Annotated in this window: 12 protein-coding genes and 1 pseudogene; 12 read left to right on the forward strand and 1 reads right to left on the reverse strand. The window is 62.2% G+C overall.

Annotated features, from left to right (window positions below):
* Positions 1-18: 18 nt before the first annotated feature.
* From ABVN20_RS29180 to ABVN20_RS29205, 6 genes are all read left to right on the forward strand, one after another.
* Complete coding sequence (locus ABVN20_RS29180; protein ID WP_368559434.1) at positions 19-948, forward strand: FecR domain-containing protein; 930 nt, start codon at positions 19-21, stop codon at positions 946-948.
* Between the two features lie 216 nt (positions 949-1,164).
* On the forward strand, positions 1,165-3,660 hold the full coding sequence (locus ABVN20_RS29185) for a TonB-dependent siderophore receptor (RefSeq protein WP_368559249.1): 2,496 nt from the start codon (positions 1,165-1,167) through the stop codon (positions 3,658-3,660).
* Between the two features lie 201 nt (positions 3,661-3,861).
* Positions 3,862-4,371 (forward strand): sigma-70 family RNA polymerase sigma factor, encoded by a 510-nt coding sequence (locus tag ABVN20_RS29190; protein ID WP_368559250.1) that lies wholly within the window; start codon positions 3,862-3,864, stop codon positions 4,369-4,371.
* Positions 4,372-4,374: 3 nt separating this feature from the next.
* Positions 4,375-5,328, forward strand: coding sequence for a FecR domain-containing protein (locus ABVN20_RS29195; RefSeq protein WP_368559251.1), 954 nt, complete (start codon positions 4,375-4,377; stop codon positions 5,326-5,328).
* A 115-nt stretch (positions 5,329-5,443) separates the two neighbouring features.
* Positions 5,444-7,915: a TonB-dependent siderophore receptor gene (locus tag ABVN20_RS29200; RefSeq protein WP_368559252.1), complete on the forward strand. Its 2,472-nt coding sequence runs from the start codon at positions 5,444-5,446 to the stop codon at positions 7,913-7,915.
* Between the two features lie 147 nt (positions 7,916-8,062).
* Positions 8,063-8,743: a GNAT family N-acetyltransferase gene (locus tag ABVN20_RS29205; RefSeq protein ID WP_368559253.1), complete on the forward strand. Its 681-nt coding sequence runs from the start codon at positions 8,063-8,065 to the stop codon at positions 8,741-8,743.
* Positions 8,744-8,853: 110 nt separating this feature from the next.
* On the opposite strand, the gene ABVN20_RS29210 is transcribed toward ABVN20_RS29205, so the two are convergent.
* The gene (locus ABVN20_RS29210; RefSeq protein WP_368559254.1) at positions 8,854-9,789 is read right to left on the reverse strand and encodes a class I SAM-dependent methyltransferase; all 936 of its coding nucleotides are present in this window, start codon (positions 9,787-9,789) and stop codon (positions 8,854-8,856) included.
* A 386-nt stretch (positions 9,790-10,175) separates the two neighbouring features.
* Between ABVN20_RS29210 and ABVN20_RS29215 the strand changes: the two genes are divergently transcribed.
* The 6 genes and pseudogenes from ABVN20_RS29215 to ABVN20_RS29240 all read left to right on the forward strand — a co-directional run.
* Positions 10,176-10,442: a pentapeptide MXKDX repeat protein gene (locus tag ABVN20_RS29215; protein WP_368559255.1), complete on the forward strand. Its 267-nt coding sequence runs from the start codon at positions 10,176-10,178 to the stop codon at positions 10,440-10,442.
* Between the two features lie 278 nt (positions 10,443-10,720).
* Positions 10,721-11,233, forward strand: a complete 513-nt coding sequence (gene fae / locus ABVN20_RS29220; RefSeq protein ID WP_368559256.1) for a formaldehyde-activating enzyme — start codon at positions 10,721-10,723, stop codon at positions 11,231-11,233.
* Between the two features lie 10 nt (positions 11,234-11,243).
* Positions 11,244-12,278: an aldo/keto reductase gene (locus ABVN20_RS29225; protein WP_368559257.1), complete on the forward strand. Its 1,035-nt coding sequence runs from the start codon at positions 11,244-11,246 to the stop codon at positions 12,276-12,278.
* A complete protein-coding gene (locus ABVN20_RS29230) occupies positions 12,275-13,708 on the forward strand; it encodes an NAD-dependent succinate-semialdehyde dehydrogenase (RefSeq protein ID WP_368559258.1) in 1,434 nt (477 codons plus the stop codon). The genes ABVN20_RS29225 and ABVN20_RS29230 overlap by 4 nt, the downstream gene beginning before the upstream one ends.
* 182 nt (positions 13,709-13,890) lie before the next feature.
* Positions 13,891-15,255, forward strand: a complete 1,365-nt coding sequence (locus ABVN20_RS29235; RefSeq protein WP_368559259.1) for an MFS transporter — start codon at positions 13,891-13,893, stop codon at positions 15,253-15,255.
* Positions 15,256-15,274: 19 nt separating this feature from the next.
* A pseudogene (locus ABVN20_RS29240) lies at positions 15,275-15,364 on the forward strand (metal ABC transporter ATP-binding protein); the annotation flags it as partial.
* Between the last annotated feature and the right edge of the window lie 72 nt (positions 15,365-15,436).

The following is a 15,436-nucleotide window of genomic DNA, read 5'->3' on the forward strand; positions in this document are numbered from 1 at the left end:
GATCAACCCTCTGATCGCATGATCAACGCGGCTGCCCACTGGCTGACCCTGCTGCACGATGACGTATCCACCGACGCCGACCGGGAAGCCTTCAGTCTCTGGTACGAGGCCGATCCGCGCCACGCGGTGGCGGTGGAGCGCATGCGCGCATTGCTGGGCAGCCTCGATGAGCTGCCCACGGCGCCTGCGCGTGTCGCCCTCAAACAGGCATTCGTGCGTCCGGGGTCGACGAGGGCAGGGCGCGGTGCGCAGGCGATGGCGTTGCTGGGCGTGTTGTTGTGTGGCTGGATCGGCCTGGAAAACGGCCCGGTGTGGCTCGCCGATCAGCGCACCGGATTTGGTGAGCGACGCGAGCTGGTGCTGGCCGATGGCAGCCGTGTCCAGCTCAACAGTCATTCGGCATTGGATGTGAAGTTCGACGGGCAGCAACGCGTTATCGAACTGCTGGCCGGCGAGTTGTGGGTCGAGGTGGCCAAGGACGCCACGCGTCCATTTGTGGTGCGCACCGACCAGGGCACGGCGACGGCGTTGGGCACGCGCTATCTGGTCAAGCGCGACGCCGACGGCTCGACCGTGGTCAGCGTGCTTGAGTCGGTGGTAGCCGCCAAACCCAATGTGGGAGAGGCGGTGAACGTCAAGGCGGGCGAGCAGACTGTCCTCAGGGACGGCCAGGTGGCGACACCGCAAGCCATCGGCAATTCCAGTCCGGATGCCTGGACCCGGGGTCTGCTCAAGGTCGACGACCGACCCTTGAGCGATGTGCTGCACGAATTGGCCAGCCACCGCCACGGCCTGGTGCGGTTTGACGAACAGGCGCTGCAGGGGCTGCGGGTTTCCGGCGTGTTCCGCCTGGACGACACCGACGCGGCACTGGCCACCCTGGCGGACAATTTGCCGATTGATGTGGAGCGGTTTACGGATTGGCTGGTGGTGGTAAAGCGGCGCTAGCGCTTGCATCACACCTTTCTGTAGGAGCGAGCTTGCTCGCGATGGCGGTGTATCAGCCAGTATGAATGCAACTGACACTCCGCCATCGCGAGCAAGCTCGCTCCTACAGGTTTTCCAGTAGGCCAAAAAAATTAATGCAAATCGCTCGCATTACTTGTCCCTTTTTTCGACATGGCCGTCATGGTTAGTAATGCCTAACCATTTGCAGGGTTTCTCATGTCACGCTTTGTTCGTCCGTTGCACCCACTGGCGCTTTCAGTGGCGTTGGCTTTTGTGGCTACGCCGCTGCTCGCGGCTCAAACGTCGGTCGCCGCTGTCCAGGCCAGCTCAATGCGCAGCTTCTCGATTGCCGCCGGTGACTTGAGCCAGGCGCTCAACAGCCTGGCCGAGCAGGCAGGCCTGGCGTTGGCCTTCGACCCCGCATTGACCCGCGGCAAACGCAGCAACGGCTTGAATGGCTCTTTCAGCACCGACGAAGCCCTCGCCCGAGTGCTGCAGGGCAGTGGCCTGAACGCCATCGCGCTGTCGGACACGCGTTTTCGCATCGAGCCTGTGCCAGAGCCGGTGGACGGGTCCCTGGAATTACAGGCCACCAACATCAACGGCGCCTACGCCAGCGAAAGCCCGACCGGCCCGGTGAAAGGCTACGTCGCCACGCGCTCGCTGTCGGCGACCAAGACGGACGCGGCGCTGGTTGAAACACCGCAGTCGATCTCGGTGGTAACCAAGGACCAGATGCGCGCCCAAGGTGCGGAAAGCCTCAACCAGATCCTGCGTTACACCGCCGCCGTGGTCACCGAAAGCCGTGGCTCGACCGCCTCGCGCCTGGACCAGATGACCATTCGTGGTTTCTCCCCGGCGGTGTACCTGGACGGCCTGCGCATGCCCGGCAGCCGGGATGCCTCGCCGCAAAAGGACTCGTTCGACCTTGAGCGCGTCGACGTGCTGCGCGGTCCGTCGTCGGTGCTCTACGGCCAGGCCAGCCCGAGCGGTGTGGTCAACATGGTCAGCAAGCGGCCGCTGGAGACGCCGTTCCATGAAATTGGCGTCGAATATGGCACCTTCAACAAGAAACGCACGACGTTCGACCTGAGCGGCCCGCTGGATGATCAAGGCGTTTATTCCTATCGCGTGGCCGGCCTGTACGACGAGGCCGATGGCCAACTCGAACACACCGAAACCCAGCGCCAGGCCATTTCCTCGTCGTTCACCTGGCGTCCGAGCGATGACACCTCGCTGACGTTGCTCGGGCATTTCCAGAAGGATCCGAAAGCGGCGTCCTACGGTTCGATGCCGGCCTGGGGGTCGGTGCTGGACAGCCCAATCGGGCGTGACATCGACGTCGATTATTACGACGGCGAAAAGGATTTCGAAAAGAGCGACCGCCAGTATTTTTCCGTCGGCTACCTGTTCGAACACCACCTCAACGACGTCTGGACCCTGCGCCAGAATGCGCGCTACCTGCGCAGCGAAGGTGAGTACCGCAGCCTCTATCACAGCAACCTGAAGGCCGATTACCGCACGGCGAACCGCTCCACCATCGCCACCGATGTCAACCTGGATTCCTACGCCTTGGATAACCAGGCCCAGGCCAAGTTCGACACGGGGCCTGTGCAGCACACCGTGCTGTTGGGTGGCGATTACCAGAACACCAGCACTGACACCAAGGCCGGTTACGGCAAAGGGCCGGACATAGACATTTTCGAGCCGGTCTACGGCCTGCCTGTCGAAACCCCGGCGTACTCCAGCGATGCCACGCAACGCAACCAGCAAAAAGGCTTGTACTTCCAGGACCAGATGAAGTGGGACCGTTGGGTGTTGTTGCTGGGCGGTCGCTATGACTGGGCGACCAATAACAACAGCACGCTGAATCTGCAGCGCAACGTGAAAACCAAATCTTCCCTCGACAGTGAAGCGTTCACCGGTCGCGTGGGCCTGGTCTACCTGTTCGACAACGGCCTGGCGCCTTACGCCAGCTACTCCGAATCGTTCGAGCCGCAATCGGGCACCGGTTTTGGTGGCTCGGTGTTCAAGCCGACCGAAGGCAAGCAATACGAAGTGGGGATCAAGTACCAGCCACCGGGCAGCAACAGCTTCATCACCGCGTCGATCTTCGACCTGACCCAGACCAACGTGCCGACGCTCGATCCGGACCCGACGCACCTCTGTGGCAATGGCCGCTGCCAGGAGCAGAGCGGGGAAGTGCGCTCCCGTGGCTTCGAGCTGGAAGGCAAGGCCAGCCTTAACGACAACCTCGATATCACAGCGGCTTACGCCTACCTGGACAACCGCATCACCAAGTCCAACAGCACCGTCAACTACGCGCCGCTGACCGACATCGCCGTGGGCCCGGCCGTATCGACCAAAGGCACTACCACCTACGGCATCCCGCGCCACACGGCGTCTGTATGGGCCGACTACACCTTCCACGATGGCGTCGCCAAAGGCTTCGGTGTCGGCGCCGGTGCCCGTTACGTCGGCTCGTCCTGGGGCGATGCCGCCAACACGCTGAAGGTGCCAGGCTACACGCTGGTGGATGCGGCGGTGCACTACGACATCCCGAATATCATGAGCCTGCAGGACAACCTGCGCCTGGCCGTGAACGCTACCAACCTGGCCAACAAGGAGTACGTGTCGACTTGCTACTCGTACTCGTGGTGCTGGTACGGCGCGCAACGCACCGTGCAGGCGAGTGCAACTTATCAGTGGTAACGCGATAGCGTAGCGGTCCTCCAGGACTTGGCCGGCCTGCGCTGATATCTGCAGGTCCGCCAAGTCGGCGCAACTCTCCGGTTCACGAATCTCGCCCTGCCCAAGGTCTGTCCGCAATCACCGTAGGATCAGTCTTGCAATATTGCAGTCCATTGGAAGAAAATGAGAGTCATTATCAAATAATTCTTCCTGGGCCTCTGCATGTCCTCCGTCGACCTCTCGCAGCAACACGCCGTGCACTCCCTTTACGAGGAGCATCATTCCTGGCTCTGTGGCTGGCTGCGCAAGCGCCTCGGCTGTGTCGACAACGCGGCTGACCTGGCGCAAGACACCTTCATTCGTGTGCTGACCCAACGTAAGGCCGTGGAGTTGCGCGAACCCCGTGCGTACCTGAGTACGGTCGCGCGCAGCCTGATGATCGACATGTTTCGCCGGCGGGCGCTGGAGCAGGCTTACCTGGAAACCCTGGCACTGCTTCCCGAGCCGGTGGCGTTTTCTCCGGAAGAGCGTTCGCTGATCATCGAAACCCTGATGGAAATCGACCGCTTGCTCGATGGCCTCGGCAGCCGCACCCGCGAGATTTTCCTGATGGCCCAGCTCGATGGCCTGAGCTATGTCGAGATTGCTCGTCGCCTGGACGTTTCAGTCAACACGGTGAAGAAGCATGCGGTGCGCGCGCTGACACACTGTCTGTTGCTGGTCGAGGACTGAGCCGTGACCCGTTCCCAGACTCTGGATCACGCCACTCTTGAAGCCGCCGCCCGTTGGTACGTCGACCTGCGTGGCGAGGTGCCGGACGATGCCACCCGCGAGGCGCATCGACGCTGGTTGGAACATGATCCCCGCCACGCCCAGGCCTGGGAGCGTCTGGCACGTTTGCAGGACAAACTCGGCCAGGTCGCTCCCGGCATCGTGCGCCCGACCCTGGCCAGTGCCCGGGCCAAGCGGCGTGATGTGCTCAAGGTCCTGTCGATCCTGCTGGCGGCGGGCGGGGCGGGCACGTTGGCCTGGAACACCACGGCACTGCCAACCTTGATGGCCGATCAGCGGACCGGCACGGGCGAGCGTCGCCGCATTCGCCTGGATGACGGCAGCCAGTTGCAACTCAATACGGCCAGCGCCGTGGACATTCGCTACAGCAACAGCCTGCGCGAAGTGCGCCTGCTCAGTGGCGAGATTCACATTGAAACGGCACGGGACGCATTGGCGCGACCTTTCATCGTGCACACCGCGCAAGGCAGCATCCGTGCCCTGGGCACGCGCTTCACGGTGCGCTGCGAAGCGTCGCGCACTCTGGTGTGTGTGCAAGAGCACGCCGTCGAGGTGCGCACCGCCCACGCCCATCTTGCGCCGCTGCGGGTGGCGGCTGGCGAGCAATTGAGTTTCGGCGGCGACGACACCGGCGCCGTGCAACGTGCCGATCCCCAGGCCGACGCCTGGACCCGCGACATGCTGGTGGTCAACGACTGGCGTCTGGGCGATTTCATCGGTGAATTGCAGCGTTACCGCCCGGGTCACCTGGGCTGTGATCCTGCGGTGGCGGCGTTGCGTATTTCCGGCGCGTTCCACTTGGGCAGCACCGATATTATCCTGGATAACCTGACTTCGACCTTGCCCGTGCGCATCCGTCGTTTCAGCCGCTTCTGGACGAGTGTGGAAGCGGTTTGAAGGTGGTGGCAAAAAAATTTCACCCAGGGGTTGTTGATTCCGATTCTCGTTCGACTTGGTAGATAGAAGCGCAACAGACGCTGCCAATCACTGCCATTGGGCGAAAGGAAACTGCATGACCCCTCGCAACCCCTCTATCCGTTGTTCCATCAAACCCCTGAACCGTGCCGTGCACGCTGCGCTGCTGGGCATGGCGCTGATGGGGCCTGTCGGCCTGGCCGTCATGGCCCCCTCTGCCTGGGCGCAAGCCGAGGTCGAAACACAATACGACATCCCGGCCGGTTCGTTGGCGACGGCACTGCCGCAGTTTGCGTCCACGGCAGGCGTGACCGTTTCCTATGAGCCTGCCGTTGCCAATGGGCAGCGCACTGCCGGGCTGCGCGGGCGCTACACGGTGGATGCCGGCCTGCGCCAACTGCTGGCCGGAAGCAAATTGCAGGCAGTGCGTCACGACAATGGCAGCTACTCGTTGTTGCCGGCAGTCGAGGGTTCGGCGCTGCAACTGGGGGCGACCAATATTTCCGGGCAGGTCATCGAATCGGCCTATGGCCCGGTGGACGGTTATGTCGCCACGCGCAGCGCCACCGGCACCAAGACCGACACGCCGATCCTGGAAATTCCCCAGGCGATCAACGTGGTGACCGCCGCGCAAGTCGAGAGACAGGGGGCGCGCAACCTGACCCAGGCCTTGCGGTATACGCCGGGGCTGAACACCGGTGGTTTCACTGACCGCAACGCCATTGCCGACGAGATCACCAGCCGTGGTTTCGCACCCACGCCGTTGTATCTGGACGGTGCCTATATTCCCTACGCGGGCAGCCTGGGCGGTGCACCGCAGATCGACCCCTACACCCTGGAACGCATCGAAGTGCTCAAGGGCCCGTCATCGGTGCTGTATGGGCAGAACCAGCCGGGCGGTTTGATCAACATGGTCTCCAAGCGCCCGACTACCGAGCAGCGCAGCCAGGTCAAGCTGGGCGCGGGCAGCTACAACCGGGTTAACGGCGCCTTCGACACCAGCGGCCCGATCGACGATCAGAAGCAATTGAGTTATCGCCTCATCGGTTTGGCCAACAAGGGCAACCAACAGGTCGACCATACCCACAGCGAACGCATGTTGCTGGCGCCCAGCCTGACCTGGACCCCCAATGACGACACGTCGCTGACACTGCTGACGCAGATCCAGCGCGATGATGGCCTGGAAGATTATCAGTCGTTGCCACGCATCGGTTCGCTGGACCGTGGCCCCACCGGGAAGAAAATCGACCGGGATTTTTTCTCCGGCGACACGCGTTACAACGACTACAAGCGTGACCAGTACATCTTCGGCTACGACTTCAGCCACAACCTCACCGATGACCTGAAATACCGCTCGACGGCGCGTTACACCGACGTGCGCGATCAATACAAAGGTTTCTACCTGCGCGCCTTCGCGACCGACGCGGCAGGCGAGACCGATTACACCCGCGCCAGCCGCACCAAGGTCGACTGGCGTCAGCACAACACCACCTACACCATCGATAACAACCTGGAGTACAAGTTCAACACCGGCGCCCTGGAACACACCCTGCTCAGTGGCGTGGATTACCGCCACTTCAGTCGCATCTACGATGGCTACAACGCCTACAACGTGATGCCGGTCGACCTCTACGGCAAGAACAACTTCGACACCAGCAGCGTGGTGCCGGAACTGGATACCAAGTGGGACAACACCCTGCGCCAGACCGGTGTGTACCTGCAGGACCAGATCAAATGGGATCAGTGGATCCTGACCATCGGTGGCCGCCAGGACTGGGCGGAAATCGACAACAAGGATTTGCTCGCGCACACCGTGACTTCCCAGCGCGACAATAAATTCACCGGTCGCGTGGGCCTGACCTATGTCACCGAGTTCGGCCTGGCACCTTACATCAGCTACTCGGAGTCGTTCCTGCCGACGCTCGGCACCGAAGCCCCGGAGCGCGGCGGCAAGGCGTTCGCGCCGACCGAGGGCGAACAATACGAAGTGGGTGTGAAATACCAGCCGTTCGAGAAGACCCTGATCACGGCGTCGGTGTTTCAGGTCAAGCAGAAAAACGTGCTGACCGGTGACGATGACTATCCGCAGTACCAGTCCCAGGACGGCGAAGTGCGTTCGCGTGGCGTCGAGTTGGAAGTCAAATCCAGCTTGGCCAATGTCGACGTGCTGGCGGCGGCGACTTACATCGACTCGTTCTACACCAAGAGCAATTACGGCGACCAGGGTAACCGCAACGAATCCCAGGCCCCGGTTTCCGCCTCGTTGTGGGCCGACTACCACTTCACCCAGGCGACCCTCAACGGACTGACCTTCGGCGCGGGCGCACGCTATACCGGACGCAAGCCGGGCGACTCGTCGCACTCGTTCGAAGTGCCGTCGTTCGTCGTCTATGACACCACCATCAGCTACGACATGGGCAAGCTAGACGCGAGCCTGCGTGGGTTGCAGACCCGTCTGAACGTGCAGAACGTGTTCGACCGCAAGTACGTTTCCGACTGTAACTACTCGTTCGGCTGCTACTACGGCCAGGAGCGAGTGGCCTCGGTGGAAATGTCCTACGACTGGTGAGTGATCGTTCCCACGGACGCTCTGTGTTTAGCTTCAGATTTGGGACGCTGAGCGTCCCGGGCGGCGTTCCCACGCAGAGCGTGGGAACGATCTTCCTCAAGCGCGGTATGATAGACACCCTCGCGTCCGCCCCAGAGCAATGCCCCCATGTTCCAGATCAGCCACTTCAAGACCCCGTGCCCCGAGCACCTATCCAGCCAGATCCTGCAGATGGTGGTCGATAACCTGACCGACATCAGCATGGTCGCCATCCCGCCGAGCAACCTGTTGTACAACGTGTACCAGTACGCCATCGGCTATGAAGTGCACCTTTACCTGGAGGCGCTGAACGGGACCAAGGGCATTGCCGTGGAGTTGCTGGTCGCCACCGAAGTGGACGACCCGGAAACGCTGGCGGGTTTCCTGCTGTACCTGCCGACCGAGGAGGACCCCGACGCCTGCGCCGTGGCGTACATGGCGGTGCAGGCCAACCATCGCCGCCAGGGCGTGGCGCGCAAACTGCTGCGCGAGATGGTCGCGCGCTACCCGCACGCCGAGCTGACTTGCGCGGTGGCCAAGGTGCCGTGGTTCGAGTCGATGGGTTTTCAAATGCTCGGCGCCCGCGGCACCCAGGTGCTGATGAACACCCGCGACTACCGCTCCGCAGGGCGGGTAGGGCTGCTCGACACCTCATCGATCTACAGCTCGCTGGAAGTGCGGCAGATTCACACCTACCTGCTGCAACGCCATGGCAAGCGCGCAATGATCGACGCCGAAAAACAGCGCGACCGCCACCTGGACCAGATGACCCACAAGGCCAACGAATACGTGCGCGAACGCCTGGTCTGACCCATCCCCCTGTAGGAGCGAGCTTGCTCGCGATAGCGGTATATCAGGCAAAAAAATATCGACTGACCCACCGTCATCGCGAGCAAGCTCGCTCCTACAGGGGGAGGGTGTTAGCGACGAAACACCAACGCCTTCAACCCGCACTCGACGTCTGCATCGGGAAACTCCGGCGGGTTGTCCAGGCGTTGTTCGAACTGCAGGCCAGGCGCTTCACGCATCACACCGTCGATGAGGAAATCGGCACCGAAGGCCGGGTCGTTCATGCAGGCCAGCACGCTGCCCTGGGGCGTGAGCAGTTCCGGCAGACGGCGCAGCACGCGCTGGTAATCCTTGGTCAGCAGGAAGCTGCCTTTCTGGAACGACGGCGGGTCGATGATCACCAGGTCGTACGGGCCCTTGCCGATCACCTTGCCCCAGGATTTGAACAGGTCGTGGCCGAGGAAACTCACGCGGCTCATGTCATGGCCGTTGAGGCGATGGTTGTCGCGGCCACGGTTCAGCGCCGGGCTGGACATGTCGAGGTTGACCACATGCTCGGCGCCACCCTCGACGGCCGCCACGGAAAACCCGCAGGTGTAGGCAAACAGGTTCAACACCCGCTTGCCCTGGGCGTTGGCGCGCACCCAGTCGCGGCCGTAGCGCATGTCGAGGAACAGCCCGGTGTTCTGCTTGCGGCCCAGGTCGACGCGATAACGCAGGCCGCCCTCGGTGATGGTCATGTCCTCGATCACGTCCCCAACCAGCCACTCGGTGGTGCTTTGCAGGAGGTAACGGTGCTGTAGCGCCAGGGTATGCGCGCCCGCTTGTTGCCACTGCGCTGAGCCGGTCAGCTCCAGCAGCCGCTGCTTCAATTCTTCGAGCTGCGCCGCCTCAGGCTCCTTGAACAGCGACACCAGCACCACGCCCTGCAACCAGTCGACGGTCACCTGCTCCAACCCCGGCCAGCAGCGCCCGCGACCGTGGAACAGCCGCCGGGTTTCCGCAGGGGCGGTGGCCAGGGCGGTCAGCAGATGCTCATGGAGAGTGGTGAGGGCTTGAGAGTTCATTGATTCGGGTCGGCCAATTGCGGGGGCGGCATTTAACCATAGTTGCCCCTTCGTCGGGCCACCACACATCCCCCTTGTGGGAGCGGGCTTGCTCGCGAATGCGGTGGATCAGATATAGAAATGTTTGATGACACACCGCATTCGCGAGCAAGCCCGCTCCCACAGGGTTGGTGGGTGATCCAAAAATCCAAGCCAATCATCACAATTAAGTTAACTCTCCGTGAGGATTTGGCGATCACTGCCTCGCCATACTCGGCTCCAACGAACCACCCTCTGGAGCCGGACATGTCGCAGTCAACTGCTGCACCCAGGGCCACAACGGGTTCGGTGGCAGCTGACGGGAGTCTGGACTTTTCGCTCGTTCACTCAATGCAAGGAGTTACATCATGAAAAAACTGACCACCGTCGTCCTGTCCATGTGCCTGGCCATGGGCGCTGCCAGCGTTTTTGCTGCCGATGCCATGAGCAATAACAGCATGAGCAAAGACTCGATGAGCAAAGATGCGATGTCCAAGGATGCAATGAAAAAAGACGGCATGTCCAAAGATGCCATGTCCAAGGACTCGATGAAAAAAGACAGCATGAGCAAGGACAGCATGAAGAAAGACGCGATGTCCAAGGATGCGATGAAGAAGGACGGCATGTCGCAGTAAACCCTGCCGTCCACAACTCCAAACCTGTAGGAGCGAGCTTGCTCGCTCCTACAGGGGTATGACCTTAACTCATACCCCCATGATTTTATATGGTTACAACCCCGCCAACCCCCAGTGTTAAAAAATCGCAAACACAGCTCATCAACAAAAACAAAGAGCGTTTGCACCCATGACTGATCCTCGTTTGCCCGTCCTGCGCTCTTCAACCCTTCGCCACGCGACCACTCTGGTTTGCGTGCGTATCGACCCACTCGAAATCATTGAAGAGTAACGACCCCATGAAAGAACTCGACCTGTACATCGGTGAAGGCTTCGAAGGCCCTGGCGTGAACGCCGCCCACATCAACATCCTGATCGGCCCGCGCAACGGTCCGGCCGGGCAGGCCTTCGCCAACAGCCTGGCCTCGCCAAGCCAGGGCCATTGCCCGTTCATGGTGATCGCCCAGCCGAACATCCCGGTCAAGCCGATGACCCTCTACGTCAACAAGGCCGCGATCAGCAGCGACCTGCACGGCAATGCCACCTGGGGCGCGTCCCAGGCCGGTATCGCCAAGGCGGTCCTCGAAGCGCTGCTCGACGGCACCCTGCCGCCGGAAGCCGAGGACGAGTGGGCCATCGTCACCGCCAACTGGGTCAACCCGTCCTGCGACGACCTCGATGCGGTGTACCTGAACAACTACAACGCCTGCCGCACCGCGATCCGCGCCGCCCTGACCGGCAAGCCGGAAACCGCGCAGCTCAAGGATGTGGTCGCGCACATCAGCAACCCTTTCTACACGCCAAAAGCCTGAGGTCCGCGCCATGCAATACATTCGTTTGGGCAACTCCGGCCTCGAAGTCTCCCGCCTGTGCCTGGGCACCATGAACATGGGTACCCCGGACTGGAAGCCGTGGATCTTCGATGAGAAGAAAAGCGAGCCGATCGTCAAACACGCGCTGGATAACGGCGTCAACTTCATCGACCTCGCGGACTTCTATTCTGCCGGCGTCGGCGAAGAAGTGGTGGGGCGCATCGTCAAGCGCCTGGCCCGTCGCGAAGACCTGGTGATCACCACCAAGGTCGGCTACGGCACCCGCTCGGGCATCAACGCCAGCGGTCATTCGCGCAAGCACATCATGGACAGCATCGACGCCTCGTTGAAGCGCCTGGACATGGACTACGTCGACGTCTTCATGCTGCATTACTTCGACGTCAACACCCCGGTCGAAGAGACCATGAGCGCCATGAACGACATCGTGCGTTCCGGCAAGGCCCGCTACATCGGCGTGTCGACCATGCTCACCGGGCAACTGGCGAAGATCCTCATGGCCTGCGAGCGCAATGGCTGGGTCAAGCCGATCAACATGCAGCTGCAACTGAACTGCGCCTACCGCGAAGAAGAGCGCGAGATGATTCCGTTCTGCCGCGACCAGGGCCTGGGTGTCTCGGTGTTCAGCCCGCTGGCCCGTGGCCTGCTGACTGGTGACGTGCAGTCGACCCGCAACCAGACCGACTTCTTCACCCAGCAGATGTACAGCGACGAAGCCTCGTTCGAGATCGCCCATTCGGTACAACGCGTGGCCCGTGCCCGTGGAGTGTCCAACGCGCAGATCGCCCAGGCCTGGGTCGCCAATCATCCGGGTGTGGATTGCATGCTGGTCGGCGCCGATACCACCGAGCAGTTCGACAGCGCCCTGGCGGCCCTGGAGACCAAGCTCGACGCCGAAGAGCTGCACGAACTGGAACGCAACTACACGCCGTGCGACGTGATCAACGATTACACCGCCGGCAAACGTATCCTGCGCACCGCCCGCCCGGGTGTGGACCGCTTCAACCTGACCGAGGCCGTGGCATGAGCGCGCTGATTCGAAACGGCAATTTCATCGATGGTAAATGGTCCAGCGGTGGGGCGACGTACCCGGTGCTGAACCCGGCCAACGGCGAGCTGATCGTCGAGGTGCAAAAGGCCGGCGCCGAGGACACCAACCGCGCGATCGACGCCGCCAACCGCGCCTTGCCGGCGTGGCGCAAATTGACCGCCAAGGAACGCAGCCAGAAGCTCAAGCGCTGGGGCGAGCTGATGCTCAGCAACCAGAAGGACCTGGCCACGCTGCTCAGCCGCGAACAGGGCAAGCCATTGGCCGAAGCCATGGGCGAAGTGGTGTACGCCGCGAGCTTCCTGGAGTGGTTCGCCGAAGAAGCCAAGCGCGCCTACGGCGATGTGATCCCCAGCCACAAGGCCGATGCACGCATAGTCGTGGTCAAGGAAGCGATTGGCGTGGTGGCGGCGATCACCCCGTGGAACTTCCCGCTGGCGATGGTCACCCGCAAGGTCGGCCCGGCGCTGGCCGCCGGTTGCACCATGATTCTCAAGCCGTCGGAAGAGACGCCGCTGTCGGCCTTCGCCCTGGCGGTGCTGGCCGAGCAGGCGGGCATTCCGGCAGGGGTGTTCAACATCGTGTCCGGCGACGCCGTGGCCATTGGCGGTGCGCTGCAAGCCTCCAGCATCGTGCGCAAACTGTCGTTCACCGGCTCCACCCGCACCGGCAAACTGCTGATGCGTCAGGCCGCCGACACCCTGAAGAAGATCTCGCTGGAGCTGGGCGGCAACGCCCCGTTCATTGTCTTCGATGACGCCGACATCGACGCGGCGGTCAAAGGCGCGATGGCCTCGAAATTCCGCAACACCGGGCAAACCTGCGTGTGCGTCAACCGCTTCTTCATCCAGGACGGCGTGTACGAAGCGTTCACCGGCAAGCTGGCCGAGGCCGTAGCGGCCATGCGTGTCGGCAGTGCGCTGGACGGCGACACCGAGCAGGGCCCGCTGATCAACACCGCGGCCCTGGCCAAGGTCGAGTTGCATGTCAGCGATGCGCTGGAGAAGGGCGCCACGGTCCTGTGCGGCGGTCGCCGTCACGCCTTGGGCGGCACGTTCTACGAGCCGACCATTTTGGCCGAAGCCAGCAGCGACATGCTGATCGCCCAGGACGAAACCTTTGGCCCGGTGGCCGCGTGCTTCCGCTTCAAGGACGAAGCCGAAGTGCTGCAACGGGCCAACGACACGCCTTACGGCCTGTCGGCATACTTCTACAGCCGCGACATCGGCCGCGTCTGGCGCATGGCCGAAGGCCTGGAGGCCGGCATGGTCGGCATCAACGAAGGGATCATCTCCACGGAAGTCGCCCCGTTCGGCGGCATCAAGGAATCGGGCCTGGGTCGCGAGGGCTCCAAATACGGTCTGGAAGACTACCTGGAAATCAAATACCTGTTGATGGGTGGACTCTAAGGCTCAGCGCCCCCTGTAGGAGCGAGCTTGCTCGCGATCGCAGTGGTCAGTCAACCTTCATGCAACTGACACTGCGCTATCGCGAGCAAGCTCGCTCCTACAGGAAACCAGCAAAATGGTCCGCCATTTCATCAGCACTACCGGTTTCATTTCTCCGTCAATAACAACAAATGGAGACGAAAATGTCCGTACAACCCGTAAAAATCGACGACCTGCCCATTGGCCGTTTCCACATCAAGATTGCCGGCCTGACGTTCGGCGCGCACTTCACCGACGGCTACATCCTCGGCCTGATCGGTATCGCTTTCACCCTGCTGAGCCCGCAGATGCAACTGGACGCATTCTGGCAGGGCCTGATCGGCGCTTCGGCCCTGATCGGCCTGTTCCTCGGCAGCCTGTTCTTCGGCTGGATTTCCGACAAGGTCGGCCGCCAGAAAATCTTCCTGGTCAGCTTCGTGCTGATCACCCTCGCTTCGGTGATGCAGTTCTATGTCGAATCGGCGCTGACGCTGTTCCTCTGCCGGGTGCTGATCGGCATCGGCCTGGGCGGTGACTTCAGTGTCGGCCACGCCATGCTGGCCGAGTTCGCGCCGAAGAAACACCGCGGCGTGTTGCTCGGTTCGTTCAGCGTGATCTGGACCTTCGGCTATGTCGCCGCGACCTTCGTCGGCACCGCCATGCTCAGCCTGGGCGACGATGCCTGGCGCTGGATGCTGGCGTCGTCGGCGATCCCCGCAGCGCTGATTCTGATCGCCCGCATCGGCACCCCGGAATCGCCACGCTGGCTGGTCAACCAGGGGCGCATTGCCGAGGCCCGCGCCATCGTCAAGAAATTCCTGGGCGACAACGTCGAGCTCGATGAAACCCCATCGGCGGAAACCCGCTCCGGCTACGCCGTGCTGTTCAGCCCCGAGTACCGCAAGCGCACGGCGTTCAACTGCCTGTTCTTCGTGTGCATCGTCATGCCGTACTTCGCCATCTACACCTTCCTGCCGTCGATCCTTCAGAAGATGGGCCTGGCCGAAGGTTTCGGCACCGAGCTGATGCTCAATATGCTGCTGATCCTCGGCGCGCTGATCGGTATCTGGTGCACGATCAAGTTCAGCCGTCGCGGCTTTTTGATCAACTCGTTCATCATCCTCGCGGTCGCGCTGTTCCTGCTGGCGGTGTTGCCGAGCAGCACGGCGATGCTGATGGTGCTGGTGTTCGGTGTGTTCACCCTGGTGCTGTCGGCGGTGAGTAACCTGGTGGGCGTCTTCCCGGCCGAGAGCTTCCCCACCGAAGTGCGCGCCAGCGGCATCGGCCTGGCCACGGCGGTGAGTCGCCTGGGCTCGGCGGTCAGCACCTTCCTGCTGCCGGTGAGTGTGGCGGGGATCGGCCTGAGCCCGACCATGGGCATCCTGGCCGGCATCCTGGCCATCGGCGCGCTGCTGTCCTGGGCCTGGGCGCCGGAAACCAAATCGCTGACCCTGAGCCAGGCGTGCAAAGCGCATAGCCCGGTGGAGGGCGGGGCGCCATTGGCGGTTAAGGCGGCTGCGTCGGTCTAAAGAACCACGATGACCCCCTGTGGGAGCGGGCTTGCTCGCGAAAGCGGTGTATCAGTCGACATCAATGCTGGCTGACACACCGCTTTCGCGAGCAAGCCCGCTCCCACAGGGGAAGGTGGTGTGTCAGTCGACATCAATGCTGGCTGATACACCGCCATCGCGGGCAAGCCCGCTCCTACAG

The sequence above is a fragment of the Pseudomonas sp. MYb118 genome, from assembly GCF_040947875.1.
GTDB lineage: Bacteria > Pseudomonadota > Gammaproteobacteria > Pseudomonadales > Pseudomonadaceae > Aquipseudomonas.

Excerpts from the sequence above, each read along its gene's own strand:
- ABVN20_RS29205 (WP_368559253.1), top strand. The coding sequence starts at position 8,063 with ATGTTCCAGATCAGCCACTTCAAGACCCCGTGCCCCGAGCACCTATCC.
- ABVN20_RS29200 (WP_368559252.1), top strand. The coding sequence starts at position 5,444 with ATGACCCCTCGCAACCCCTCTATCCGTTGTTCCATCAAACCCCTGAAC.
- ABVN20_RS29215 (WP_368559255.1), top strand. The coding sequence starts at position 10,176 with ATGAAAAAACTGACCACCGTCGTCCTGTCCATGTGCCTGGCCATGGGC.
- ABVN20_RS29235 (WP_368559259.1), top strand. The coding sequence starts at position 13,891 with ATGTCCGTACAACCCGTAAAAATCGACGACCTGCCCATTGGCCGTTTC.
- ABVN20_RS29190 (WP_368559250.1), top strand. The coding sequence starts at position 3,862 with ATGTCCTCCGTCGACCTCTCGCAGCAACACGCCGTGCACTCCCTTTAC.
- ABVN20_RS29185 (WP_368559249.1), top strand. The coding sequence starts at position 1,165 with ATGTCACGCTTTGTTCGTCCGTTGCACCCACTGGCGCTTTCAGTGGCG.
- fae (WP_368559256.1), top strand. The coding sequence starts at position 10,721 with ATGAAAGAACTCGACCTGTACATCGGTGAAGGCTTCGAAGGCCCTGGC.
- ABVN20_RS29225 (WP_368559257.1), top strand. The coding sequence starts at position 11,244 with ATGCAATACATTCGTTTGGGCAACTCCGGCCTCGAAGTCTCCCGCCTG.
- ABVN20_RS29180 (WP_368559434.1), top strand. The coding sequence starts at position 19 with ATGATCAACGCGGCTGCCCACTGGCTGACCCTGCTGCACGATGACGTA.
- ABVN20_RS29230 (WP_368559258.1), top strand. The coding sequence starts at position 12,275 with ATGAGCGCGCTGATTCGAAACGGCAATTTCATCGATGGTAAATGGTCC.
- ABVN20_RS29210 (WP_368559254.1), bottom strand. The coding sequence starts at position 9,789 with ATGAACTCTCAAGCCCTCACCACTCTCCATGAGCATCTGCTGACCGCC.